Below are 24,067 nucleotides of genomic sequence, written 5' to 3'. Positions count from 1 at the left end.
ACAAGCAACAAATGTTGCGGATTCGACACAGGGCAGCCGCAATCGAAATGACGGGCGACAATATCCGGTGACAAAGCCCCTGCCCCTGCCTAGCACAGACTCATCTGAGACACAGGCAACGGCCGTGGTTCGGGGAAACAGTGTTCCGGCGACGCAGCGAAAACGCGCGATCGTCCACGACACGACCTAAGGGGGCTGACGGGTTTCTCGTCACGCAGGCGCCCGGATCGGAAACGGTCCGGGCGTTTGCTTGTCCGGACCGCCTCGACGGCGCCGGGCGAAGGGCGGGAGCTTCCAATTCACGCCCCCCGTCCGGCATCGTCTCTTATCGCAGATCAAAGCTGAACGTCGTCCGAACGCGGGGCCGTTCTCATGATGGACGCCGGTTTGGCCGGTACGCGAGGCCGCGCCCAACCACCCTCCAACCGTCATTCACGCGAAGGCGGGAATCCAGATTGGCGAACGTCCGCGAATCGAGCCGCGAGCCTAGCGCGTCTGGATTCCCGCCTCCGCGGGAATGACGAAGAGCGTATACTGCCGCACTCTTCGTCATCCTGGGCTATGCCAAGACGACGGGGGAAACCTCTAGAACCGCGTCGACAGCGTCAAACCATAAGTCCGCGGATCGCCCGGCTGTCCCACGATCAACCCCGTACTGCCAGACTGCGTCGAGAGCAGCTCGAAATACTGCTTATCGAACACGTTGCGCACCCAGCCGAAGACGTTGATACCGCCCTCGCGATAGCCGGCGCGGACGTTGGACAGCGAATAGCTCTCGATCCAGGTATAGGCCGACGGCGACGGGTTGGACGAGAAGCGCGAGCGGTAACTGCCGTCATAGCCGACATAGGCTTCGCCGCCCTTGCTCCCGACGGGCACGTTATACTCACCGCCGAACGAGAACGACCATTTCGAGATGCCGGGCAGCCGCTGACCGGAGATATCGCATTGGGCCGGGCTGTACGACGGTTGGGTGGCACTGCCGGCCTGCCCTGCCCGACTCGCCGGGTTCGTGGCACTGGCCGCAGAACCGCCCGACAATTCCGGCGGACAGGGCGCGTTGGCGAAGCGGACGTATTTCGCGTCGGTAAAGGCGCCGTTGACGTACAGGTTCAGCCGGCTGCTCGGCCGGAAGCTCGTATCGAATTCGAATCCGCGCGACCGCACCTGACCCGCATTGGCAAGATAGCCGCGGATCACGTTGATCGCATTGTTGTTCACCGTTGCCTGATAATCGAACACATCGGTCCAGTATCCGGCAAGGTTCAGCGTTAGCCGCCGGTTGAGGAACTGCGTCTTCAAGCCGATCTCGTAATTGTTGACCTTCTCGGGCTTCACGGTCTGCGTCGACAAATCGACACCCGTGCTGGTGGAATTGAGCGGCAAGCCCGACAGGTTGATACCGCCCGATTTGAAGCTGCGGGCATAGGTCGCATAAGCGTGAATGTCGGGACTGACGTCATACGACAAGGTGATGTCGCCCGACGTGTTCCACGCGCTGAACCGCGGACTGTAGCGCTGCGGCGCCAGCGTGTTGATCTGGTTCTGAAACGTCGTGCGCGCCGCCGCAGTCGGCTGCGATGCCAGCAGAGCGGCCACATTGTCCGCCGTCGCGGTGAAGGCATATTGCGCGTTGCGGATGCTGACGACCGATTCGTAAAAGCCCGACTTGCGGTCGTAATTGACGCGCAGGCCCGGCTGGATGTGCAGCGCATCGGTCAGCGCCCAGTTCAGCTTGCCGAACACCGCGAAGCTGGTGTTGTCGAAGTTGATCGTGTTCGTCGACGTCAGGCCGTTGAGTACATTGGGATTGTTCGCGTCATTGCCCGACAGCAGGAACCGACTCGCCGCGGATCCCTGGACCTGCGACCCCTGCGTGTTGATCGTCTGGTGAAAGAAGAACGCGCCGACCGTATAGTCCAGCCGGTTGGTGCCATTAGAGGCGAGGCGCAGCTCCTGCGACACCTGTTTCTGCTGCGACGGGTTCTGCGACACCGTCGTGATCGGCAGGCCGATGAAATCGCGATCGTTCTGCGGCTGCCAATCCCAATAGCGCCACGCGCTGACTGAGGTCAGCGTCGCCGGCCCCAAATCCCAATTGCCGACCAGCGAGACGCCGCCGATCTCCTGCCGCGAATTGATCGGCGCATCCAGGTCGGTCACGCGATCGAACGGATTGGTGCTGGGCGGCCGATAATTGAACGCCGCGGCGAGCGCCGCATATTGCCGCGCGATCGGCCGCTGCGTGGTGCCGACCCGAGCGTAATATTGCACGCAGCAGAGCGGATTCTGCACGTTGTAATCGCCCGACAGCGTGAAGTTCAGGCTGTCGCTCGCGTTCCACAGCAACTGCCCACGCACGCCATTGTTTTCGAGCCGGTGCAGGTTGCGCCCCGATGTGACGTCATAGATCGTACCCTGGCGCTGCGTCGACGACGCAGACAGGCGCAGCGCGACCCGATCCGACAGCGGGCCCGATACCGACGCCTTGGCCTGGACGAATTCGTAATTGCCGGCGGTCAGCTCGACTCGCGCCTCGGGGGTGAAGCTCGGCGGCCGGGTCGTGATATTCAGCGCCCCCGACGTGGTATTCTTGCCGTACAGCGTGCCCTGCGGCCCGCGCAGCACCTCCACCCGCTCGACATCGACGAAGTCGAAGGTCGAAGCGCCGATCCGCCCGATGTACACGCCATCGACGTAGAAGCCGACGCCCTGTTCGATCCCGTCGTTAGTCAGGCCGAACGGCGCGCCGAGCCCGCGGATGTTGATTGCCGAGTTGCGCGGGTTGCTCGAATAGAATTGCAGCGAGGGCTGCTGCTGCTGCAGGCGGTTGACGTTGAACGCCCCCGTCTTGTCCAGCTCGGCGCCGCCGATCACCGAAATCGCGATCGGCACCCGCTGCACCGATTCGGCGCGACGGCGCGCGGTAACGACGATGTCGCCGGCACCCGCCGGGGCGGGGGCGCCCTGCCCTGTGCCGGCGTCGTCCTGCGCCTGCGCGCTTTCGGGTGTCGGCACCGGCTCGAGCGTAGGCTGCGGCATGGTCTGGCCGGCAAGCAGCATGGCAAGCGTCAGCGACATCGAAAGCTCCCTTTTATCGTTGCCGCCAAACTCCCCCGAATCGATGGGATTACAAAGATGGAGAAGCTTGGGGTCGCGATAGCCGGGCTTCGTGCGCTGAAATCACTTACGATTTTTTCCGGCCCATCCCCTCTTGAAGCCGATACGGATCTTCCCAAATTCGGGGACGCATGGCGCCAACGATGGGCCATGCGCCGGCATTGCACCGTTGTGGATGCCGTCGTTCAACTCGCTTCATTTGGAGGATTTGACATGCGACTCGACCTGACCCCGTATCGCCGCTCGACCATCGGTTTCGACCGTCTATTCGACATGCTGGAAAGCAACGCGCGCGCCGCGACCGCGGAAAACTACCCGCCCTTCAACTTGGAACGGATCGCCGACGACCGTTACCGGATCACGCTCGCCGTCGCCGGCTTCAGCCGCGACGAAATCGAGATCACGGCGCAGCAGAACCTGCTGCTCGTGGCCGGCAAGAAGGACGACAAGGCGGCCAACGCCAATTTCCTGCACATCGGCATCGCCAACCGCAGCTTCGAGCGGCGCTTCGAACTCGCCGATTTCGTGTTCGTCGAAGACGCGCGGCTTAACGACGGTCTGCTCGTGATCGATCTGGTCCGCGAAGTGCCGGAAGCGATGAAGCCTAAGAGCATCGCGATCAAGACCGGTGCGCCGCTGGCCGCCGTCGACAACAACGCGGACGCCGCCAAGGCTGCGTAAGCCGACGTAGCACTTCCTTAGAAGTGATCAGGGGCGCTCGGATCGTACAGTCCGGGCGCCTTGTTCATGTTGCGAACCGATTTGCCCGACGCCACCAATTCACGGCAATGCCGTCGCCCCGTAACTGGCTGACGATGCGGACCGCCGACGACCGCGAAGCCGCTTCAGTTCGTCACTTTGGACCGTTCGACAGGCCCCAGAATCAACAAGGGGAGCCGAAGCCCCCCTTGCCTTTAAAGTCATGTCGATCGGCGAGCGTCTTGGGAACTCCGCCGGATCGTCAAAAACTCTTAGTTGCTGTCGCCGCTGTCAGCGACGATCACGATGCCGGCAACGACGGCAGCCGCCGCGACCAGGGCAACGATCAGACCGCCACCGGCCAGTTCGTTCTTCTTGGCCGACGCCGAACCGGTGCGAACCGACTTGGCAACCGACAGGCTCGCGGCGGGGTTCGACGGAGCGGCCGCAGCGGGGGCCACGGCGAGGGCGGCTGCAGCGACAGCCATCAGATACTTGGCAACCATGATGGTCCCCTCTTTGGTAGGTTGAGATGCTCCAATGACATATAATTCATCGAATTCAAGGTAAAATCGTCGCATCGCCCAAAAGGCAGGCGCCAGTGTTGCAAATGTACCAAGCAAGTCGGCAGCATGTGCTCTAGTGTTACTGTCTCATGACGGCGTGCGTTATCCCAGCGAATGATGACCGCGTATCGTCCTATTTGCATGTGCGCACATCTGGCCGAACAAGCCGCACCGGATGTTTATCAGCGTCAATATCGGGCGTACCCAATCTTCGGTTTTGCCTCTGTCACCGCAAATCCGCCTGCAATACGCCCCCTTCGGCGCGTCATACCTGGCCGTCGGCAGCGGTCAACATCGCCTCCAGCGTCGTCGGCCTCACGCCGAGCGCATCCAGTTCGGCGAACATCCGGTCCCACCAGCGCCAGAACCGGTCGAGATCGCGTGCATCGCGCACATAGGGCGTGTGCCCCGGTTCCAGCGATGGCGAATGAAAGGAGAAGGTGAGCAGCCGCTGTCCCTGGTCGCGTACCGCGATTCGCACGGCGGCCAACGCCTGCTCGATCGGCATGTCCTCCGGCGTCAACGCGATTCGCTGCAACAGTCCGCTTCGCGCCGCGATGCCCCGACCATGCGGCACGCGCCCCAGCACCGGATAAAACTCAGGGCCGCGAGCGCGCAGCGCGCCGGTGAACACGCTGGTCAACGGCACCTCGATTAACGACCCCAATCGATAGGCCTCGCTGCCGATCCGGCTGAAATCCGGCCCGCCATCGGCCGAATAGTCGTAGCGCGCACGGATCGAGGTTTCGACGCGATAGCCCTGCTCCGCCAACAGCTGCGCCGTATCTGGGCCGATGCCGTACCGTCCCGCGCGATAGGCGATCGGCGCCGCGCCGAACGCTGCGCCCAGCACATCGGTCAACACATCCAGTTTCGCCGCCTGTGCGGCCCGCGGCAAATTGCCCGGATAGCTGTCGCCCGGCGTTGGCGCACCATAAGGCGGCGTGACCCAGGAATGCAGCTGCGCCCCGATCGTCGATCGCCCGTCCGCCACGACGTCGCGCAGGATCGCCACCGCCTCGGTATCGCTCGCCACCGGATGGTCGACGAGGCAGACCAGCCCCACGCCCCGATCCGCAAAGCGCGCATGCGCCGCCGGCAGCGCCCGCATCGCGGTGACCGACCGATGCCGCGCCTCCAGTGGGGCGGACCAGTCGAACTCCTCCTCGACGTCGACGAACACGAGGAACCGGACGCCGAAACTCTCCGGCCAGCGAATCAGCGTGTCGACCGTCGGGGCGGGCGGCCGATACGGCGGGATGGTGCCTCGTCGCACGGGTCAGTTGGCCGCCTGCTCCATCCCCTCTTGTACGGCGGCAGGCAGGCGCAGTGTCAACAGATGGTCGCCGAAGATCAACGCGCCGCCCATCTCGCTCGCCAGGTTGCGCGCCAGCCGCAGTGCGAAGCCCGCGCCCAGCAGCGGCGCACCCTCCTCACCGGCGTCGGCGTCGATGCTGAGCAACGCATCTTCACCGCCGGTGCCCAGCGCCTGCGGGCGCGCGAAGCACAGGGCCACCTGCCCCGCCGGCGCCGGCGCCTCGGCGATATCGATCCGTTCCCCGGCGACGGCAGCGGAGGTCAAGGTGGCGAGCAGGCGCGACAGCAGCCGCTCCATCGCCCGATCGTCGGCCAGCGCGGCATGATCGCCCATCGGATGGATGTCGAGCGCGGTCCCGCGCAACGCCGCCAGCGGTGCCAGATCGGCCGCGATCCGTTCCAGTAGCGGCTCGATCGCGACGGCCCGCGGGCGCAGCTCCAGCGCGCGGCCTTCGATCCGCGCGGCGGTATCCAAATCCTCGATCGCCGCGATCAGGCCGTCGGCGTGGCGGCGGATCGTCGCGGCGTGATCGCGATACACGGGCGATACCGGCCCCAGCAGCTGCGCCTCGATCAGCTCGGCAAAGCCCGAAATCGCGTTGGTCGGCGTCCGCAGCTCATGCACCAGCTGGCGCAGCGAATCGGACGCACCGCTACCCTGCGCAGGCCGTCCCGCTTCCTCGTCGCTGCGCGGTCGGCGGGCGATCGCGGCATAGCCGGTGAAGCGGCCCGTCGCGGCATCGAATTGCGGCTCGCCCGTCACCCGCCATGCGCCGCCCGCATCGGACGATCCGCCGACGTCAAGCCGCACGTCGGCGAAGCGCTGGCGCTGACGAAACGCGCCGTTGATGCCGGCATCGATGCGAACCACGCCCTGCGGCGCGCCCACCGCCAGCGACACGCCGATCAGCGGCCCGCGCGTCACGCCGTCCACCGCGAAGATCACGCCGGCACTGTCGGTATCGAAGCGGAAGCAGGTGGCAGGCGCCTGCTCCACCGCCTCGGCGGGCGCCGCGAGCGGTTCGCGCTGGCGCTGAAAGGCGTCGATACGCGCGACGACATCGGCAATCTGAAACCCACCCGCCGCGATCGGCCGCGGCTCCGGCGGCGCAACGGCGACCGTCGGCATCGCGACCACGCGGGGAGCGACAACGATCGGCTCCGCTTCGACCGGTGCAGGGAGCGGCGCGATTACAACAGGCTCGGGCTCCGACGCGTCCACCACAGGCGTCGGCGCGACCGCCGGTTCTACCTCAGCGGGCCCCACATCCGACGCGACCGGCACCGGAGCGACATCGGCCGCGACCGCCGCATCGGGCAAAACGAAATCGACCGATCCGAAGCTCTCAAGCGCCCGCTCCACCGCCGCGGGCAGGTCGCGCCGGTGGCGCAGCAACGCCCGCCCCTGCGGCGACAGGCGCGGCAGCAGTGCGATCCACGTATCCGCGTCCAGCGTCACCGTGCGCAGCAACGGCGCCGCAACCGCAAAGGCATCCTCCGCAAACAGCCCGACGAGCGGCGCGGGTGGTGTTGCAAAGGCGAGCGCCCGCGCGCTGGCAGACCGCACCGCCAGCGGCACCGCCTGCCGCAGCATCCGCAGCCGCGCCAGGCCCGGCTCGTCCGCCGCGATCCGTCCGCGCCCCATCAGGTCGACGAGCTGCCGCCACGCCGACTGCGCGCCGAAGCCGCTGTCCATGTCGGCGGAAAGCACCGTCTTGAGGCTGTCGTCGAAGCGCACGCTCACTCCCGGAAGGCGTTACGCCAGCGGGGCGCAACACCGATTCCTTAACGAGCCGGAGTCGCAGGGGAAACAGGTGATTTTCCGACTGTCCGCAGGCCGTCGCAAAGTGGGACAATTGCGTTGCGCCGCAATTTTCTTATGCTTAGAGGAAATCGCCGATATCGTTCGGCGCGTCTTAGGAGTGGCTCACGCAATGTCGTTCGATCGGATCGATCGTCAAATCCTCGCTCATCTGCAACAGGATGGGCGCATGACCAACGTCGAGCTCGCCGAACGCGTCGGCCTCACCGCGCCGCCCTGCCTGCGCCGCGTGCGTGCGCTGGAGGAAGCGGGTGTGATCCGCGGCTATCACGCCGATCTCGATCCCGCCAGCCTCGGCTTCCCAATTACCGTCTTCGCGATGGTCTCGCTGCGCAGCCAGGCCGAGCACGACCTCGCCGCCTTCGAAACGCATGTCGCCGACATTCCCGAAGTGCGCGAATGCCACATGCTCAACGGCGAAATCGACTTCATCCTGAAGATCGTCGCCAGCGATCTCAAGAGCTTCCAGGAAATCCTGACCACCCATCTGACGCCGGCACCCAACGTCGCCAGCGTCAAGACCTCGCTGACGATCCGCACCGCCAAATCGACCTCGGGCATCCCCGTCTCGGTCGACTGATCCACCGCGATGAGGGGGTGACGCCCCGCATCCTGGGCGCCCTACGCCCTCCCAGTCCGTCATCCCAGCGCAGGCTGGGCTTTCCCCGTTGGCGCGCGAACCAGGTGCCGCGAACGACCCCAGCCACCGCCGAGGTGACAAAGGTCCCGAAGCGAAGGCGACGTTCACCGTCGCCACCACCCGCAACGAAAAAGGGCGGCCCGTCGCCGGACCGCCCCTTCTCATTCCATCATCGCCGCGATCACGCCGCCGGAGCGGGCGCCGAACCGACCTGCGTCCAGGTGTTCCACAGCGCCGCGATGCCCGCGCGGGGCTGGCCCGTCACCGCACCGAACGCCGCCTGCGCGCCAGCCTTGTCGCCCGACTTGGCGAGCGCGATGCCGAGGCGCGTGTTCACCTCGTTCGCATCGACGCCGCCCTTCGACAGCGCCGCACGGTACAGTTCTGCCGCCTTGGCGTAGTTGTTCTGGCCCAGATAGGCATCGGCGGTCGCCGAGGCGATCTTGCCGTCCTTCGACGCCAGCGCGGTCTTCTCGCTCGACGCCAGCGAACCGTCGCGCTGGATCGCGGTGTTCGCCGCCGCCAGCTGGCTCTTGGCATAGGTGCTGCTCGCCGGGATCTTGCCCGACGCCATGCCTTCCTTCAGCACGGCAGCCGCTTCGTAGGGATTGCCGCGGTCGCTGACCATGCGGGCATAATCCTCATAGCTCGACTGGTCCGGCATCGCGCCGGCCGCGCGCAGCAGGCGGTACAGATCCAGCGTCTGCGCCTTGTCCGGCGTCGCGATGCTGTTCTGCGCGAAGGCATATTGCAGGATCACGTCGCGCCACGTCTTCGCATTCGGGAAGGCGGCGGCGTACTTCTGCATCCACGCCAGCGTCTCGGGCGCCATCTTCTTGTTGTTCGCGGTCGCGATCGCGAAGCGGTAATAGGATTCCGGCACGGCCTGACCCGCCGCCTTCTGCGCGGTGATATAGCGGTCGAGGTCGGCCAGGCCGCCCGCGACGTCACCCGCCTGCACCTTCACCTTGGCGAGCTGCAGATCGAAATCGGGGCTGTTGAAGCCCGCTTCCTTCGCCTTGGTGAAATATTGCGACGCGACGGCATACTGGCCGCCGTTGAACGCGAGCTGGCCGCGGCGGAACAGATACTTGCCGCGATCGGCCGCCGGCGTGTTCGCCGCGGCGATCAGCGCGTCGAGCGGCTTGGCCAGCGCGGTCTCGTTCAGCGGCGCATTCGGGTTCGCCTGCTGCGCCAGCACCAGCTTGGTGTTTTCCAGGTCATAGCGCAGCGCCGCGGCCACATATTTGTCGTCGTCGGTGGTGGCGGCCGCCTCGATCTGCGCGACCAGCGGCTCGGCCGTGGCGACGTCCTTTGCCTTCACGGCCTGCTGCGCATTGTAGGCGATCGCCTGCACCGGCTTGCTGAGCTTGAAGCCCGGCGCCTGCTGCTCTTCCTTCTTGGCCATCGCCGGGGCGACGAACGCAAGGCCACTCACACCGGTAGCGAGCACCGCGGCCAGCGCGAGCTTCGAAAGGGTCTTCATGCTAACTCTCTCTCCGACAATTGGGGCATCGCTGCCGCTAACGTACGCGCGGCCTGTAACCGGCCGCCGCAGCGGGTACAAGCGACGCTGGGGACTGATCCCGCAGTGGCTTGAAGCCCGTGAACGGGAATTGAACGGTGGCCGAAGGCGCAGTACCGGACCGGCATGATCGCCGTCCTTTCCCCCGCCAAGACCCTCGATTACGAGACGCCGCTGCCCGATTTGGGTTCCACGCGGCCCCGCTTTGATTCCGAAGCGGCCACGCTCGCCGCCGCAGCGTCGCACCTGACGCAGAAACGCCTGTCGGACCTGATGAAGATCTCGCCCGCGCTGGCGAAGCTTAACGCGGACCGTTTTCGCGACTTCCCCGAGGCACCCGAGCGGCCGGCGATGTTCGCCTTCGCCGGCGACGTCTATACCGGCCTCGACGCGCAGACGCTGGAGCCGGAAGCGGTGACGTTCGCGCAAGACCATCTGCGCCTGCTGTCGGGCCTCTATGGCCTGCTCCGCCCGCTTGACGCGATGCGGCCGTACCGGCTGGAAATGGGCACCCGTTGGGCACCACGGAAGCCCAAGCTGACCGACTGGTGGGGGGACCGCATCGCCCAGGCACTGGCCGAGGACGTGACGGCGGAAGAGACCGGCGTCGTCCTCAACCTCGCCAGCCAGGAATATTGGGCGGCGGTCGCCGGGCGCCTGCCCGCCGGCATCCGCGTCGTCGCGGTCGATTTCCGCGAGGGCGACCGCTTCGTCAGCTTCCACGCCAAGAAGGCGCGCGGGCTGATGGCGCGCTGGATGATCGAACACCGCATCACCGATATTGACGCGATGCGCGGCTTCGATAGCGACGGCTATGCCTTCGATGCGGCGGCCAGCAGCGACGACCAGTGGCGCTTCGTCCGATGAGTACGAAGGGAACCAGCGCCGTCGTCATCGGCGCCAGCGGCGGCATTGGCGCCGCGCTGGTCGAGGCCTTGCGCGACGAGGGGACGTATGACGTCGTCCACGCGCTCTCGCGCTCTGGCAGCGATCCGATCGATCTCGAGGACGAGGCCAGCATCGCCGCCGCCGCCGCGCGCATCGCCACCGGCCCCGCGCCGGTGCTGGTGATCGTCGCCACCGGCCTGCTGCATCAGGGCGATCGCTTGCCCGAAAAGAGCTATCGCGAGCTCGATCCCGACTGGCTCGCTGCCAACCTGCGCGTCAACGCCATCGGTCCGGCGCTGATCGCCAAGCACATCCTGCCGATCATGCCCAAACAGGGCCGCAGCGTCTTCGCGATCCTCTCGGCGCGGATCGGTAGTATCTCCGACAACCGTCTCGGCGGCTGGTACGGCTATCGCATGGCAAAGGCGGCGGCGAACCAGCTCGTCCGCACGCTGAGCATTGAGGACAAGCGCCGCAACGATCGCAGCATCATCGTCGGCCTCCACCCCGGCACGGTCGACACCGCTCTGTCCAAGCCGTTCCAGGCCAACGTCCGCCCCGGCACGCTCTTCACCCCCGACCGCGCCGCCTCGCAACTGCTCGATGTGATCGACGGGCTGAAGGCGCCCGACACCGGCCGCCTGTTCGACTTCGAAGGCAAGGAAATCGCGCCCTAGCGGGGAGCCGCCCCACCAACGCACCGTCACCCCGAACTTGATCCGGGGTCCCGCTCCTTCTTCTCCTGCTACACCCAATGAAAGCGGGACCCCGGATCAAGTCCGGGGTGACGGGCCGCGAAGTGCCCACCCAACATGACGAAAACGTCATGATCCGGCCATCCCGTTGTTATTCCACGGGGCGCATCCCCTGCATCACGACGCCATCCCGTTGCGTCCGTTCAAGGTGGAGAGGAACCCCATGAAGACGTCCCTGCCCTTCGTCCTGCTTGCGACCGCCTCGCTCTGCTGCGGCTCCGCGGCGATGGCCACCGGCGCACAGATGCAGGCCAAGACCCAGGCCAAGACGGTCGCCACCAGCAAGACGACCACGACCACCAAGCCCGCGGTCGGCAAGCCTACCGCCACCACCCGGACGACGACCAAGACCGCCGTCGCCGCCAACGGCCGCATGGTCACCACCAAGACCAGCACGGGCAAGACGATCACCTACAATTGCAGCAAGGCCGGCAACGCGAACAAGGCCGCCTGCAAGAAGTAACGCTCTATAGGCCCGCGCGCGTACGCGTGTGCGTACGCGCGCGTGACTTTCGGAACGGATGCCCCTAAACCGGGGCCATACATCTGTAACAATCCGAAAGCGTCACACCTTGGCCGACGAGACCACCCTCGCCGAACCCCCCGCCCATCCCGAGGGCATTTCGACGATCTCGATCGTCGACGAGATGAAGTCGAGCTACCTCGACTATGCGATGAGCGTCATCGTCGCCCGCGCGCTGCCCGACGTGCGTGACGGCCTGAAGCCGGTCCACCGCCGCATCCTCTTTTCCGCGCAGGAAAGCGGCTTCTTCTTCAACCGGCCCTACCGCAAATCCGCCCGCATCGTCGGTGACGTGATCGGTAAATACCACCCGCACGGCGACACCGCGATCTACGACGCCTTGGCGCGCATGACGCAGGACTGGTCGATGCGGCTGCCGCTGATCGACGGCCAGGGCAACTTCGGCTCGATGGACCCAGATCCGCCCGCCGCGATGCGCTACACCGAAGCGCGCCTCGCCCGCGCCGCCAATTATCTGATGGAGGATCTCGACAAGGATACCGTCGATTTCCAGCCGAACTACGACGCCAGCGAGCGCGAGCCGCAGGTCCTGCCGGCGCGCTTCCCCAACCTGCTCGTCAACGGCGCCGGCGGCATCGCAGTCGGCATGGCGACCAACATCCCGCCGCACAACCTCGGCGAAGTGGTCGATGCCTGCCTCGCCTATATCGACAAGACGATGGCCGGCGAATCGATCAGCATCGACGAGCTGATCGAGATCGTCCCCGGCCCCGACTTCCCCACCGGCGCGATCATCCTCGGCAAGGCGGGCGCACGCTCGGCCTATCACACCGGCCGTGGCTCGATCATCGTCCGCTCGCGCCACGTCATCGAGGAAGGTCGTGGCGATCGCCGCTCGATCGTCCTCACCGCCATCCCGTTCCAGCAGGGCAAGAACGCGCTCGTCGAAAAGATCGCCGAGGCGGCGAAGGACAAGCGGATCGAGGGCGTCAGCGACATCCGCGACGAGTCGAACCGCGAAGGCGTGCGCATCGTCATCGACCTGAAGCGCGATGCGACCCCCGAAGTCGTCCTCAACCAGCTATGGCGCCACACGCCTGCGCAGGGCAGCTTCCCCGCCAACATGCTCGCGATCCGCGGCGGCCGGCCGGAAACGCTGAACCTCAAGGACATCATCCAGGCGTTCGTCCAGTTCCGCGAACAGGTCATCACCCGCCGCTCGAAGTTCGAGCTGAACAAGGCACGCGACCGCGCCCACATCCTGCTCGGCCTCGTCATCGCGGTCACCAACCTCGATGAAGTCGTCCGTATCATCCGCGGCTCGTCCAGCCCCGCCGAGGCACGCGCCGCGCTGCTCGCGCGCGAATGGCCGATCGCGGAAATCGCGCCCTACCTCAGCCTCGTCGAGGCAGTCGAAGGCGAGCAGGTCGGCGACGGCTACAAGCTCAGCGACACGCAGGTCCGGGCGATCCTCGACCTGCGCCTCCACCGCCTGACCGCGCTCGGCCGCGACGAAATCGGCGACGAGCTGAAGGGCCTCGCCGAATCGATCGCCGCGCTGCTTGAAATCCTCGGCAACCGCGCCCGCCTGTACGAGGTGATGCGCGAGGAGCTGGTCGACGTCCGCTCGATCTTCGCGACCCCGCGCCGCACCGAGATCGCCGCGGCCGCCGACGGCATCGACGACGAGGACCTGATCGAGCGCGAGGAGATGGTCGTCACCGTCACCGTGCAGGGCTATATCAAGCGCACCCCGCTCGACGCCTTCCGCGCGCAGAAGCGCGGCGGCAAGGGCCGCGCCGGCATGGCGACGAAGGACGAGGATGCGATCACCAACCTGTTCGTGACGAGCACGCACACGCCGGTGCTGTTCTTCTCGACCGCCGGCAAGGTGTATCGCATGAAGGTGTGGCGTCTGCCCGAGGGCGGGCCGGCGACGCGCGGCCGCCCGATGATCAACCTGCTGCCGCTGGCGCCGGGCGAGACGATCTCCACCGTCCTGCCGCTGCCCGAGGATGAGGGCCGCTGGGGCGACCTGCACGTCATGTTCGCGACAGCCAACGGCACCGTCCGCCGCAACGCGATGGACGCCTTCGCCAACATCCCGTCGAACGGCAAGCTCGCCATGCGCTTCGATGAGGGCAGCGAGGACCGGCTGATCGGCGTCGCGGTGCTGACCGAAAGCGACGACGTCCTGCTCGCCACCAAGGCGGGCAAGGCGATCCGCTTCGCCGCCACCGACGTGCGCGAATTCCAGAGCCGCACCTCCACCGGCGTCCGCGGCGTCAGCCTCGCCGAGGGCGATGCGGTCATCAGCCTGTCGATCCTGCGCGGCTTCACGGCGACGACCGAGGAGCGCGAGGCCTATCTGAAGGCCGCCCCGTGGAAGGAAGGCGAGCGTGAGATGTCGCTCAGCCCCGAACGCATGGCCGAATTCGAAGCGGCGGAGGAGTTCATCCTCACCGTCACCCAGAACGGCTATGGCAAGCGCACGTCCGCCTTCGAATATCGCCGCACCAACCGTGGCGGCCAGGGCATCACCAACATCGTGTCGGCGGGCCGCAACGGCCCCGTCGTCGCCAGCTTCCCCGCGCATTCGGGCGAGCAGCTGATGCTGGTGACCGATCAGGCGAAGCTCATTCGCATGTCGGTCGGCGACGTCCGCGTCACGGGTCGCAACACGCAGGGCGTGACGCTGTTCAGCGTGGCGAAGGACGAGCATGTCGTCTCCGCCGCGCGGATCGACGAGGAGGAAGAGCCCGAGAACGAGGCGGAGGCGATCGTTGCCGACGAGATCGGCGATGTCCCCGCGGCCCCCACCGATGACGCCTTGGTCGTGGACGACGGCACCGGCCCGGCGACGATGGACGAACGCGTCGATGAAAGCGACGATGGCGAGGAGGACGCATGAGCGCCCTCCCCCTCGTCGCCTATAAGGTGCTGACCGCGGAGCAGATGGCCGCGCTGGAACGGGACGGCAGCTTCGCCGGCGCGCCGGTCGACCTGGCGGATGGCTATATCCACATGTCGACCGCCGAGCAGCTGACCGAAACGGTCGACAAGCATTTCGCCGGGCAGACCGACCTGCACGTCGCCGCGGTCGACCTCGGCAGCTTCGGCGCATCGCTGAAGTGGGAGGAATCGCGCGGCGGCCAGCTGTTCCCGCACCTCTACGGCCCGCTGCCGCTGGAGGCCGTCCTAGGCTACGGTCCGCTGAAGCGTGCCGAAGACGGGACGGTCCGCCTGCCCATAACCGGTTGATCTGAAAGGACACTCGCCTCGCCGCCAAAAACGGGCGGAACCGCATCCGAAATCCCATCGTTACTTTGTCACAACGAGCAACAATGGAGACACTCGATGCGTACCTTGGCCCTGACGATCGGCACCCTGATGCTGATGCCCGCCGCGGCTGTGGCACAACAGGCCCCGGCCGCCGGCGCGAGCGCGCAGGCCGGTACCAGCGCGACCGCGACCACCCCGACGGTCGGCGCCACGATCTATGACAGCGCGGGCGTCTCGCTCGGCACCGTCGCCAGCGTCACGCCGCAGGCGATCGTCCTCAACACCGGCACCGCGCAGGTGCCCGTGCCGCCGGCCTCGATCGGCAAGACCGAGAAGGGCTTCGCCATGGCGATGACCAAGGCACAGCTCGACGCGGCGATCGCCAGCTCGCAGGCGCAGGCCCAGGCCGCGGTGAAGGCAAAGCTGGTCCCCGGCACCGCCGTCACCGGTCTCGGCGGCGCGGCACTCGGCACGATCAAGTCGGCCGACGCCGAATTCGTGACGCTCAACACCGCCAAGGGTGAGGTGAAGCTGCCGATCAACGGCTTCAGCGCCGACGCCAGCGGCAAGGTGATCGTCGGCATCACCGCCGCCCAGCTCGCCGCCGCAACTGCGGCTTCGGCGACCGGCGCCGCCACCAGCAGCGCCGCGCCGAAGTAAGGCCTTGGGGGCGGGCCACCGCCCCCATCGGTCCGGCGCCAGCCCGCGAACTATTCCTATTCCCCGCAGGCCGATCGACAATCAGCGTGATGACAAATCCTCCCCCGCCAGGGGGAGGTGGCATGCCGCAGGCATGACGGAGGGGGAGGTAAGGGTAGCGTCCTGTTACGCAGCGACTCCTATCCGCCCCCTCCGTCACCGCCTCCGGCGGCGCCACCTCCCCCTGGCGGGGGAGGAATGAACGCGTTGTCCCGAATGTCGATCGGCCATGGGCGTCATCCCAGCGAAGGTCGGCATCGCCCCATCAAGAGGCATTGCGAGAGCCGCTGGAAACACCAGCCCTCGCTCGGGTGACGGAAGGGTTCACTGGGCAAACAAAAAAGGGGCGGCACCTCGCGGTGTCGCCCCTCTTCGTATCCGCAGCACCCGATACCGGGCGCCGTTCGGATCAGTAGCGGTAATGATCCGGCTTGAACGGGCCTTCCACCGGCACACCGATATAAGCGGCCTGCTTCTCGCTCAGCTTCGACAGCTGGACGCCCAGCTTTTCGAGGTGGAGCGCAGCGACCTTCTCGTCGAGGTGCTTGGGCAGAACGTACACTTCGTTCTTGTAGTTCTCGCCCTTGGTCCACAGCTCGATCTGGGCGAGCGTCTGGTTGGTGAACGAGGCCGACATCACGAAGCTGGGGTGGCCGGTCGCGCAGCCCAGGTTCACCAGGCGGCCCTTGGCCAGCACGATGATCTGCTTGCCGTCCGGGAATTCGACCAGGTCGGTGCCGGGCTTCACTTCGGTCCACTTGTAGTTCGACAGCGCCGCAATCTGGATCTCGCTGTCGAAGTGACCGATGTTGCAGACGATCGACATGGGCTTCATCGCCTTCATGTGATCGGCGGTGATGACGTCGGCGTTGCCGGTCGCGGTGACGAAGATGTCGGCGCGCTTCACGGCCTCATCCATGGTCACGACCTCGAAGCCTTCCATCGCCGCCTGCAGCGCGCAGATCGGGTCGATTTCGGTCACGAGGACGCGCGCACCGCCATTGCGGAGCGACTGGGCCGAACCCTTGCCCACGTCGCCGAAACCGGCGACCGCGGCGACCTTGCCCGCCAGCATGACGTCGGTGGCGCGACGGATCGCGTCGACCAGCGATTCCTTGCAGCCATAGAGGTTGTCGAACTTCGACTTCGTCACCGAGTCGTTGACGTTGATCGCCGGGAAGGGCAGCTCGCCCTTCTTCGCGATCTCGTACAGGCGGTGAACGCCGGTGGTCGTCTCTTCCGACACGCCCTTCAGGTTCTTGACGGTCTCGGTCAGATAGCCCGGCTTCTTGGCGATGAACGCCTTGACCGAACGCTGGAACTCGACTTCCTCTTCATTCTCCGGCTCGGCGAAGGTCGCGCCGGCTTCCAGCTTCGCGCCCCACAGCGCGAACATGGTCGCGTCGCCGCCATCATCCAGGATGATGTTGGCGGTCTGACCCTCGACGTCGCCGTCCCAGGTGAAGATGTCGCCGACATAGTCCCAATATTCGGCCAGGCTCTCGCCCTTCACCGCGAACACCGGCACGCCCGTCGCGGCGATCGCGGCGGCGGCATGGTCCTGCGTCGAGAAGATGTTGCAGGTCGCCCAGCGAACGTCGGCGCCGAGCGCGGTCAGCGTCTCGATCAGCACGGCGGTCTGGATCGTCATGTGCAGCGAACCGGTGATGCGCGCGCCCTTCAGCGGCTGAGCAGCGCCGAATTCGTCGCGCAGCGCCATCAGGCCAGGCATCTCGGTTTCGGCGATCTTGATTTCGGCGCGACCGAAATCGGCGAGGCCGATGTCCTTGATGACGTAATCGGTGTTCGTGCCGTTGGGCGCGAGCGCAGTAGCCACGTGGCATGCTCCTGAAGAGGTTTGGATGGGTTGCCCCTAACCGCTCCGCCTCTACAGATCAAATATAAAGATATCTTTATATCTCGCGTCAGGCCGTTCCGGTGCCCACCACCAGCAGCCGCGGGTCGATCCCCGCCTTGGCGAAGGCGCTGCTCCATCGCTGCGGCGCGGGCGTGTCGAACAGCAGCGCATCGTCGCCCGCGACATGGAACCACCCCGGCTGCGACAGCTCCGCGTCGAGCTGCCCGGCCGACCAGCCGGCATAGCCCAGCGTGGCGACGTAGCGCGACGGCCCCGTTCCGTCGGCAATCGCGCGCAGCACGTCGATCGTGCCCGACAGCGCCCACCGCCCGGCTACCTCGACCGTGTCCTGTCCCGCCCAATCCAGCGCATGCAGCACGAACCCGCGGCGCGGCTCCACCGGCCCACCGAAGTGTACCGGGGCGGGCGGTGCAGCGCCGTGCGCGATCTCGAACTGGTCGAGCAGGTCGTGCAGCGTCAGCCCATCGATCGTCGCGCCGAGCCCCACGCCCAGCGCGCCGCCCGCGTCATGCGCGCACATCGCGATCACCGCATGGTCGAAACTCGGATCGGCCATGCCCGGCATCGCGAGCAGGAACTGGCCGGACAGATAAACGGGACCTTCCATAACCTTGCCACCATAACCGTCCCGTCGGCCGGCGCCATGCTTGAAATCGGCGGCGATGTGGCCGACGGTCCCGCGCGCAACCTTTCTACCCGGAGACCCATGATGACGATCACCGTCGGCGATACGATCCCCAGCGCCACCCTGACCAAGGTCACGTCCGATGGCCCCGATCAGGTGTCCTCCGACGATTTCTTCCGCGGTCGCACCGTCGCGCTGTTCGCGGTGCCCGGCGCCTTCACGCCGACCTGCTCCGCCCGCCACCTGCCCGGCTTCGTCGAGAAGCGCGACGCGCTCGCCGCGAAGGGCGTGGACGAAATCGCCTGCACCTCGGTCAACGACGCCTTCGTCATGGGCGCCTGGGCCAAGTCGCAGGAGGCCGAGGGCATCACGATGCTCGCCGACGGCAACGGCGATTTCGCCAAAGCGGTCGGCCTGACGATGGACGGCAGCAAGTTCGGCATGGGCCTGCGCAGCCAGCGCTATGCGATGCTGGTCGAAGACGGCGTCGTGAAGCAACTCCACGTCGAAGCCCCCGGCGAATTCAAGGTCAGCAGCGCCGAACACCTGCTCGACGCGCTCTGATGCGAAGGGGGTGGGCGACGCGCTCCGCTCACCCCACCCACTCCGTCACCCCGGACTTGGTCCGGGGTCCACTCCGCGGCGAGGGCGACGGCCTGAGGCTCAGGCGCTGCCCCCGCGGCATCGATCCCGGACCAAGTCCGGGGTGACGCGGCATTCGGAGCAATCGCCCCGAACACCCCGCTCCATCACCAGCCCTGCGGCTTGCCCTTGTTCTGCTGGTCCAGCCACGTCTTCAGCGGCGCGAAATACTCCACCAGCGCCTTGCCCGACATCTGCCGCGTGCCGGTCATCACCTGCAACGCGTCCGGCCACGGCTTCGACTGGCCCATGCTCAGCATCGCGTTCAGCTTCTCGCCGACCGCCTTGTTGCCGTAGAACGAGCAACGATGCAGCGGCCCCTTCCAGCCCGCCTGCTCGCACGCCGCCTTGTAGAACTGGAACTGCAGCACCCGCGCCAGGAAATAGCGCGCATAGGGCACCGTCCCCGGAATGTGGTATTTCGCACCGGCATCGAACTTGGTTTCATCGCGCGCCACCGGCGGCACGATCCCCTGATATTTCAGGCGCAGCGCGTCCCAGCCCTGCTGATACTGGCCCGGCGCGATCTTGCCCGAAAAGACGTCCCAGCGCCATTTGTCGACCAGCAGGCCGAACGGCAGGAACGCCACCTTATCCATCGCCTGGCGGAGCAGCAGGCCGATGTCCTTGTCCGCAGCGGGCACCTGCGCCGGCTGCAACAGCCCGATCTTCACCAGATAATCCGGCGTGATCGACAGCGCGACCGTATCGCCGATCGCCTCGTGGAAGCCGTCGTTGGCGCCGTTCTTGTACAGATACGGCTGGTTCTTGTACGCCCGCTGGTAGTAATTGTGGCCCAGCTCATGGTGGATCGTGACGAAGTCGTCGCCGTTCACCTTGGTACACATCTTGATGCGGATATCGTCCATATTGTCGATATCCCATGCCGACGCATGGCAGATCACCTCGCGATCGGCGGGCTTCACGATCTGCGAACGCTGCCAGAACGTCTCGGGCAACGGCGCGAAGCCGAGCGACGAGTAAAAGGCCTCGCCCTGCTTCACCATGCGAACGGGATCATAGCCCTTCGCTTTCAGCAGATCGCCGGTGTCATAGCCCAGGTCGCCCGCCCCCTTGGGCGCGACGAGATCATAGATATTGCCCCATTCCTGCGCCCACATATTGCCAAGCAGGTCGCTGCGGATCGGCCCGGTCTTGGGCTGGACGGCATCGCCGTACTTCTCGTTCAGCTTCCAGCGGACATAGGTGTGCAGCGACAAATAGAGCGGCTCCACCTCCTTCCAAATCTGGTCGGTCAGCGCCTCGAACTGCTGCGGCGTCATATCATAGCCAGACCGCCACATCGCGCCGACATCGGCGAAGCCCAGCTCCTTCGCGCCCGCGTTCGAGATCGCGGTCATCCGCGTGTAATCCGCCCGCATCGGCGCGCCGACATTGTCGTTCCAGCTGACCCACATCTCCTTCAGCTTGGCGGGATCGCGCGTCGTCCCCATCGCCGCCTCGATGTCCGATCCGTTGATCGGCTTGCCGTCCAGCGTGCCCTTTCCCTTGCCGTAGCGCGACGACATGCGCGTCGTCAGCGTCGCGAGCTCCGTCGCCGCACCCGGTGTCGTCGGCGCAGGCAGGCCGACGCCATTCTTCAGCAGGTCGAGCTTGCGCTTTGTGTCATAGGACAGGCCGGTCACGCCGTTGAAGCGCGCCGCGCCCTTCGCCCATTGGACCGCCTTTTCGGTCAACTCCGCGCCCGACTTCGCCGCCAGCGCATCGGTATCGTCGGTGATATAGGTCGCGTTGACCCAGGCGGTCTGCTGCGCGGGCACCGACAGGTCGGCGGCCTCTTTCTCGACCGCAGCGACATAAGCGTCGGCCTCGGCCGCGGTCGGCTTCGCCGGCGCGGCCTGGCCAGCCGGTGCAGTCTGCGCCGCGACGGGCGCGGCAAACAGCGCCGCGACGAGCGCGGCGGTGGAAACGAGACGCATGAAAACAATCCCCTACTGACTTCTTGTCGTTGCCGACACGATGCGCGGGGGCGCCCCTTTTGGTCAAGCGCCTGTGGTCAGGCGCTCAGGAAGTCGGCGATCGTCTGGCCCAGTTCCGGCTTGGTGACGGCGCTCATGTGATTGCCGGGAATCTCGCGGAAGATCGCCTGCGGCAGCGCGTCGGCCAGCGCCGCGCCCGATCCATTGTCGTCGTCGTCGATCCCGGCAACGATCAGCGTCGGCACGTCGATCGCCTCGACCGCCTCGATCGGCGTATCGACGAACGTCTCGAGCACGTTGAGCAGCGCCACCGGATCGCCGCCAGTCGTCTTCAGGAACGCCTCGGTCATCCACTCGCCCGACCCGCGCTCGAAGCTGCCGAGGTTGGTCAGCACGTGCCGGAAATAACCGCCGCGCCCCGCCGTGCTGACGATCCCGGTCAGCCCCATGCCCGCAATGACCGCGCGGCGCGGCCTCGCCCCGTTGGCGAGCATCCGCATCGTCGTCCGCCCCCCCAGCGAATAACCGCCGAGATCGTACTCGCTCAGCCCTAGATGCGCGATCAACGCCATCCCGTCGCGCATCAGCGCATCCGCCGGATAGGCGGCAAGGTCATGCGGCTTGTCCGACGACCCATGGCCCCGCAGGTCCGGCATGATGACGCGAAAGCCCTTGGCCGCAATCGCGCCGGCATGGCCGTATTTGATCCAATTGACCTCCGCCGTGGAGAAATAGCCATGGATCAGGACGACGGGCCGCCCCTCGCCCAGCTCGCGATAGGCGATGCGGGTGCCGTCGAAGCTGGCGAAATACTGCGGATCGGTGGGGGAAAGGGCCAAGGGTCGTCATCCATCGGTTGCGAGCGTGACCCCACGTGGGTCGTGATCCCGCGCCTGTCCAGCACCGATCGTAGACTGGGGTCTTGCGGCCGCCCCCCACCCCACCCGTCACCCCGGACTTGATCCAGGGTCCCGCTTTTCCCCCGAGCCCCGAAGCGAAACCCCGGATCAAGTCCGGGGTGACGGAACAAGGCTATCTTAATTCGGCATCACGAACACCGATCCACACCCAGCACAAAGCCCATCCCCAAACCTCCACCTACCCGCTTCCCAATCTCCCCAAAAAGGCATACTCTCTCTTCAAAACAAGCAAGGAGAGCGATGATGGACCTGCATCGGACCGGCACGGGCGACGAGAGCCTCGTGATCCTGCAAAGCCTGTTGTGCCTGCTGCGTGAAAAGAACGTGCTCAGCCGCGCCGACATCGAGTAACTCACCGAACGCGTCGCGATGCGCGCCGCTCAGGCCGAACGCGATCCGCTGCCCTGCTGCGCCGAAGCCACCCGCGCCGCCGCCACCGAAATGGCCCGCATCGGGCAATATGTCGGCCAACATTACGGCGGTAAACACCGGCGGGTGTGAGGAGGGGGGGATCGACGTCAACCGATCAGTTCAACGTGCCCGACCAATCCCACTCGTTTTGCCGCCCGGGCCATGCCGGCATCGGCCGTCAAGACGATCGCATCAGTTCTGACAGCCAGCACAAGGTACAGGCAGTCATACACCGCATGACCTGCCTGCATAGACAATGCGAAGGCCTCGTCGAGTAACGATAGCGTAGCGACCGTATCGGTCAGCAGGTCGGGCGCAGCGGTCAGACCCGCCGCCGCTGCGGCTTCGGACAGGCCATCATTCCGCACTTTTTTGGCCAGCGCGTTCGCTACTTCGACGTGGAACCAGTCGGGTGCGATCCGCTCCACCTCCCCGACTACCCGGATCAATACGGCCTCTGCACCCGGTTCGCGCGTAACCAACTTGATCGCGACGCTCGCGTCGAGAACGATCATCCTGCGTCCCGGGCCTCGCGAATATACGGGGTGCTATCGACCGCTGCCGCCTCGGGTGGAGTCATCGCCCACAGACCGTGGACCAGCGTTCGGAGTGCATCGCCATCCAACCGCACCTTAGGTCGAGCCTGCGCCAGCGCCTCGCGCAACTCGGCTTCCAAAGATCGACCATTGGCCTTGGCGACGCGCCGGAAGTCGGCGATCAGCGCGTCGTCGAGATTGCGGATCAGCACCTGTCCCATGGGACAGATGCTATCACTCCGCTATCAGCCGCTCAACCGCCCTTCTGAAGGTGCCGCCGGCCCAGCAGTTCCGCGATCTGCACCGCGTTCAGTGCCGCGCCCTTGCGCAGATTGTCGCTGACGCACCACAGCGCCAGCCCGTTCTCCACCGTCGGATCCTCACGCACGCGACTGACATAGGTCGCGTCGTCGCCCGCCGCCTCGATCGGCGTCGCGTATCCGCCGTCCTCATGCTTGTCGATCAGCATGATGCCCGGCGCTTCGCGCAGGATACGCTTGGCGTCCTCGGCCGAAATCTCGTTTTCGAACTCGATGTTCAGCGCCTCGGAATGGCCGACGAACACGGGCACGCGCACGCAGGTCGCGGTCACCTTGATCTTGGGATCGAGGATTTTCTTCGTCTCGACCACCATCTTCCACTCTTCCTTGGTCGATCCGTCGTCCAGGAAGCTGTCGATGTGCGGGATCACGTTGAACGCGATCTGCTTGGTGAACTTCTTGGGCTCGGCAGGATCGCCGACGAAGATGTTGCGGCTCTGTTCGAACAGCTCGTCCATGCCCACCTTGCCCGCGCCGGACACCGACTGGTACGTGGCCACGACGACGCGCGTGATCTTGGCGGCATCATGTAGCGGCTTCAGCGCGACGACCATCTGCGCGGTCGAGCAATTGGGGTTGGCGATGATGTTCTTCGCCTTGTAGCCGTCGATCGCGTCGGCATTCACCTCCGGCACGATCAGCGGCACGTCCGGGTCCATCCGGTACAGCGACGAATTGTCGATCACCGTGCAGCCGGCGGCGGCGAACTTGGGCGCATAGACCTTGGTTGCCTCGCTGCCGATCGCGAACAGCGCCATGTCCCAGCCGGTCGGATCGAAATATTCGATGTTCTGCACCTTGAGCATGCGACCGGTGTCACCATACTCGATCTCGTCGCCCTGGCTGCGGCTCGACGCCAGCACCGCGATCTCGTCCGCGGGGAAGTCGCGTTCGGCGAGGATGTTGACCATCTCACGCCCGACATTGCCCGTCGCGCCCGCGACCACCACCCGATAACCCATCACGTCCTCCAATTCAGTGTGCGCCGCCTAATACG

General features: G+C 66.0%; 22 protein-coding genes. 10 read left to right on the top strand and 12 right to left on the bottom strand.

What is annotated here, in order from left to right:
• Positions 1-585: 585 nt before the first annotated feature.
• Positions 586-3,081, bottom strand: a complete 2,496-nt coding sequence (locus GGR47_RS13460) for a TonB-dependent receptor (protein ID WP_147036165.1) — start codon at positions 3,079-3,081, stop codon at positions 586-588.
• A 252-nt stretch (positions 3,082-3,333) separates the two neighbouring features.
• Between GGR47_RS13460 and GGR47_RS13455 the strand changes: the two genes are divergently transcribed.
• The gene (locus tag GGR47_RS13455; protein ID WP_017978620.1) at positions 3,334-3,801 is read left to right on the top strand and encodes an Hsp20 family protein; all 468 of its coding nucleotides are present in this window, start codon (positions 3,334-3,336) and stop codon (positions 3,799-3,801) included.
• Between the two features lie 290 nt (positions 3,802-4,091).
• Here the strand turns inward: GGR47_RS13455 and GGR47_RS13450 are convergent, their stop codons facing one another.
• The 3 genes from GGR47_RS13450 to GGR47_RS13440 all read right to left on the bottom strand — a co-directional run bounded on the left by GGR47_RS13450 (position 4,092) and on the right by GGR47_RS13440 (position 7,440).
• On the bottom strand, positions 4,092-4,325 hold the full coding sequence (locus GGR47_RS13450; protein WP_018250831.1) for a hypothetical protein: 234 nt from the start codon (positions 4,323-4,325) through the stop codon (positions 4,092-4,094).
• A gap of 325 nt (positions 4,326-4,650) precedes the next feature.
• On the bottom strand, positions 4,651-5,661 hold the full coding sequence (locus tag GGR47_RS13445) for a polysaccharide deacetylase family protein (protein ID WP_147036166.1): 1,011 nt from the start codon (positions 5,659-5,661) through the stop codon (positions 4,651-4,653).
• Positions 5,662-5,664: 3 nt separating this feature from the next.
• Complete coding sequence (locus GGR47_RS13440; RefSeq protein WP_244305052.1) at positions 5,665-7,440, bottom strand: histidine kinase dimerization/phospho-acceptor domain-containing protein; 1,776 nt, start codon at positions 7,438-7,440, stop codon at positions 5,665-5,667.
• Between the two features lie 196 nt (positions 7,441-7,636).
• On the opposite strand from GGR47_RS13440, the gene GGR47_RS13435 reads away from it, so the two are divergent.
• Positions 7,637-8,104, top strand: coding sequence for an Lrp/AsnC family transcriptional regulator (locus tag GGR47_RS13435; RefSeq protein ID WP_017978616.1), 468 nt, complete (start codon positions 7,637-7,639; stop codon positions 8,102-8,104).
• Between the two features lie 241 nt (positions 8,105-8,345).
• Here GGR47_RS13435 and GGR47_RS13430 read toward each other — a convergent pair whose 3' ends face one another.
• Positions 8,346-9,650: a hypothetical protein gene (locus GGR47_RS13430; RefSeq protein ID WP_147036168.1), complete on the bottom strand. Its 1,305-nt coding sequence runs from the start codon at positions 9,648-9,650 to the stop codon at positions 8,346-8,348.
• Positions 9,651-9,815: 165 nt separating this feature from the next.
• Here GGR47_RS13430 and yaaA point away from each other — a divergent pair, with 165 nt between their 5' ends.
• The 6 genes from yaaA to GGR47_RS13400 all read left to right on the top strand — a co-directional run bounded on the left by yaaA (position 9,816) and on the right by GGR47_RS13400 (position 15,758).
• Entirely contained in the window at positions 9,816-10,556 is a 741-nt protein-coding gene (gene yaaA, locus GGR47_RS13425; protein WP_147036169.1) for a peroxide stress protein YaaA, read from the top strand.
• Positions 10,553-11,254, top strand: a complete 702-nt coding sequence (locus tag GGR47_RS13420; RefSeq protein WP_147036170.1) for an SDR family NAD(P)-dependent oxidoreductase — start codon at positions 10,553-10,555, stop codon at positions 11,252-11,254. The genes yaaA and GGR47_RS13420 overlap by 4 nt, the downstream gene beginning before the upstream one ends.
• 241 nt (positions 11,255-11,495) lie before the next feature.
• Positions 11,496-11,795, top strand: coding sequence for a hypothetical protein (locus tag GGR47_RS13415; protein ID WP_147036171.1), 300 nt, complete (start codon positions 11,496-11,498; stop codon positions 11,793-11,795).
• A gap of 109 nt (positions 11,796-11,904) precedes the next feature.
• Entirely contained in the window at positions 11,905-14,727 is a 2,823-nt protein-coding gene (gyrA, locus tag GGR47_RS13410) for a DNA gyrase subunit A (protein ID WP_147036172.1), read from the top strand.
• The gene (locus tag GGR47_RS13405; RefSeq protein WP_147036173.1) at positions 14,724-15,077 is read left to right on the top strand and encodes a DUF952 domain-containing protein; all 354 of its coding nucleotides are present in this window, start codon (positions 14,724-14,726) and stop codon (positions 15,075-15,077) included. The genes gyrA and GGR47_RS13405 overlap by 4 nt, the downstream gene beginning before the upstream one ends.
• 96 nt (positions 15,078-15,173) lie before the next feature.
• Positions 15,174-15,758 (top strand): hypothetical protein, encoded by a 585-nt coding sequence (locus GGR47_RS13400; protein ID WP_147036174.1) that lies wholly within the window; start codon positions 15,174-15,176, stop codon positions 15,756-15,758.
• A gap of 448 nt (positions 15,759-16,206) precedes the next feature.
• Here GGR47_RS13400 and ahcY read toward each other — a convergent pair whose 3' ends face one another.
• Positions 16,207-17,634 (bottom strand): adenosylhomocysteinase, encoded by a 1,428-nt coding sequence (gene ahcY, locus GGR47_RS13395; RefSeq protein WP_063688836.1) that lies wholly within the window; start codon positions 17,632-17,634, stop codon positions 16,207-16,209.
• A gap of 88 nt (positions 17,635-17,722) precedes the next feature.
• Positions 17,723-18,283 (bottom strand): YqgE/AlgH family protein, encoded by a 561-nt coding sequence (locus GGR47_RS13390; RefSeq protein ID WP_147035855.1) that lies wholly within the window; start codon positions 18,281-18,283, stop codon positions 17,723-17,725.
• Positions 18,284-18,385: 102 nt separating this feature from the next.
• On the opposite strand from GGR47_RS13390, the gene GGR47_RS13385 reads away from it, so the two are divergent.
• Entirely contained in the window at positions 18,386-18,865 is a 480-nt protein-coding gene (locus GGR47_RS13385) for a peroxiredoxin (protein WP_147035874.1), read from the top strand.
• Positions 18,866-19,050: 185 nt separating this feature from the next.
• Here GGR47_RS13385 and GGR47_RS13380 read toward each other — a convergent pair whose 3' ends face one another.
• Together GGR47_RS13380 and GGR47_RS13375 are read right to left on the bottom strand one after the other, a co-directional pair.
• Positions 19,051-20,883, bottom strand: a complete 1,833-nt coding sequence (locus tag GGR47_RS13380; RefSeq protein ID WP_147035856.1) for a M2 family metallopeptidase — start codon at positions 20,881-20,883, stop codon at positions 19,051-19,053.
• Positions 20,884-20,960: 77 nt separating this feature from the next.
• Complete coding sequence (locus tag GGR47_RS13375) at positions 20,961-21,722, bottom strand: alpha/beta fold hydrolase (protein ID WP_147035857.1); 762 nt, start codon at positions 21,720-21,722, stop codon at positions 20,961-20,963.
• Positions 21,723-22,172: 450 nt separating this feature from the next.
• Here GGR47_RS13375 and GGR47_RS19390 point away from each other — a divergent pair, with 450 nt between their 5' ends.
• Complete coding sequence (locus GGR47_RS19390) at positions 22,173-22,304, top strand: hypothetical protein (RefSeq protein WP_371859731.1); 132 nt, start codon at positions 22,173-22,175, stop codon at positions 22,302-22,304.
• 17 nt (positions 22,305-22,321) lie between these two features.
• On the opposite strand, the gene GGR47_RS13365 is transcribed toward GGR47_RS19390, so the two are convergent.
• From GGR47_RS13365 to GGR47_RS13355, 3 genes are read right to left on the bottom strand one after another with little or no spacing between them, the layout of a single operon-like run.
• Positions 22,322-22,729 (bottom strand): type II toxin-antitoxin system VapC family toxin, encoded by a 408-nt coding sequence (locus GGR47_RS13365; protein ID WP_147035858.1) that lies wholly within the window; start codon positions 22,727-22,729, stop codon positions 22,322-22,324.
• Positions 22,726-22,971 (bottom strand): FitA-like ribbon-helix-helix domain-containing protein, encoded by a 246-nt coding sequence (locus GGR47_RS13360; RefSeq protein ID WP_017978601.1) that lies wholly within the window; start codon positions 22,969-22,971, stop codon positions 22,726-22,728. Before GGR47_RS13360 ends, GGR47_RS13365 begins: the two co-directional genes overlap by 4 nt.
• Before the next feature lie 32 nt (positions 22,972-23,003).
• On the bottom strand, positions 23,004-24,032 hold the full coding sequence (locus GGR47_RS13355) for an aspartate-semialdehyde dehydrogenase (protein ID WP_063688823.1): 1,029 nt from the start codon (positions 24,030-24,032) through the stop codon (positions 23,004-23,006).
• Positions 24,033-24,067 lie beyond the last annotated feature (35 nt).

Source organism: Sphingomonas aquatilis, from assembly GCF_014196115.1.
Taxonomy (GTDB): domain Bacteria; phylum Pseudomonadota; class Alphaproteobacteria; order Sphingomonadales; family Sphingomonadaceae; genus Sphingomonas; species Sphingomonas aquatilis.
The sequence above is the reverse complement of the archived record's forward strand: the minus strand, read 5'-3'. Positions and strand labels throughout refer to the sequence as shown.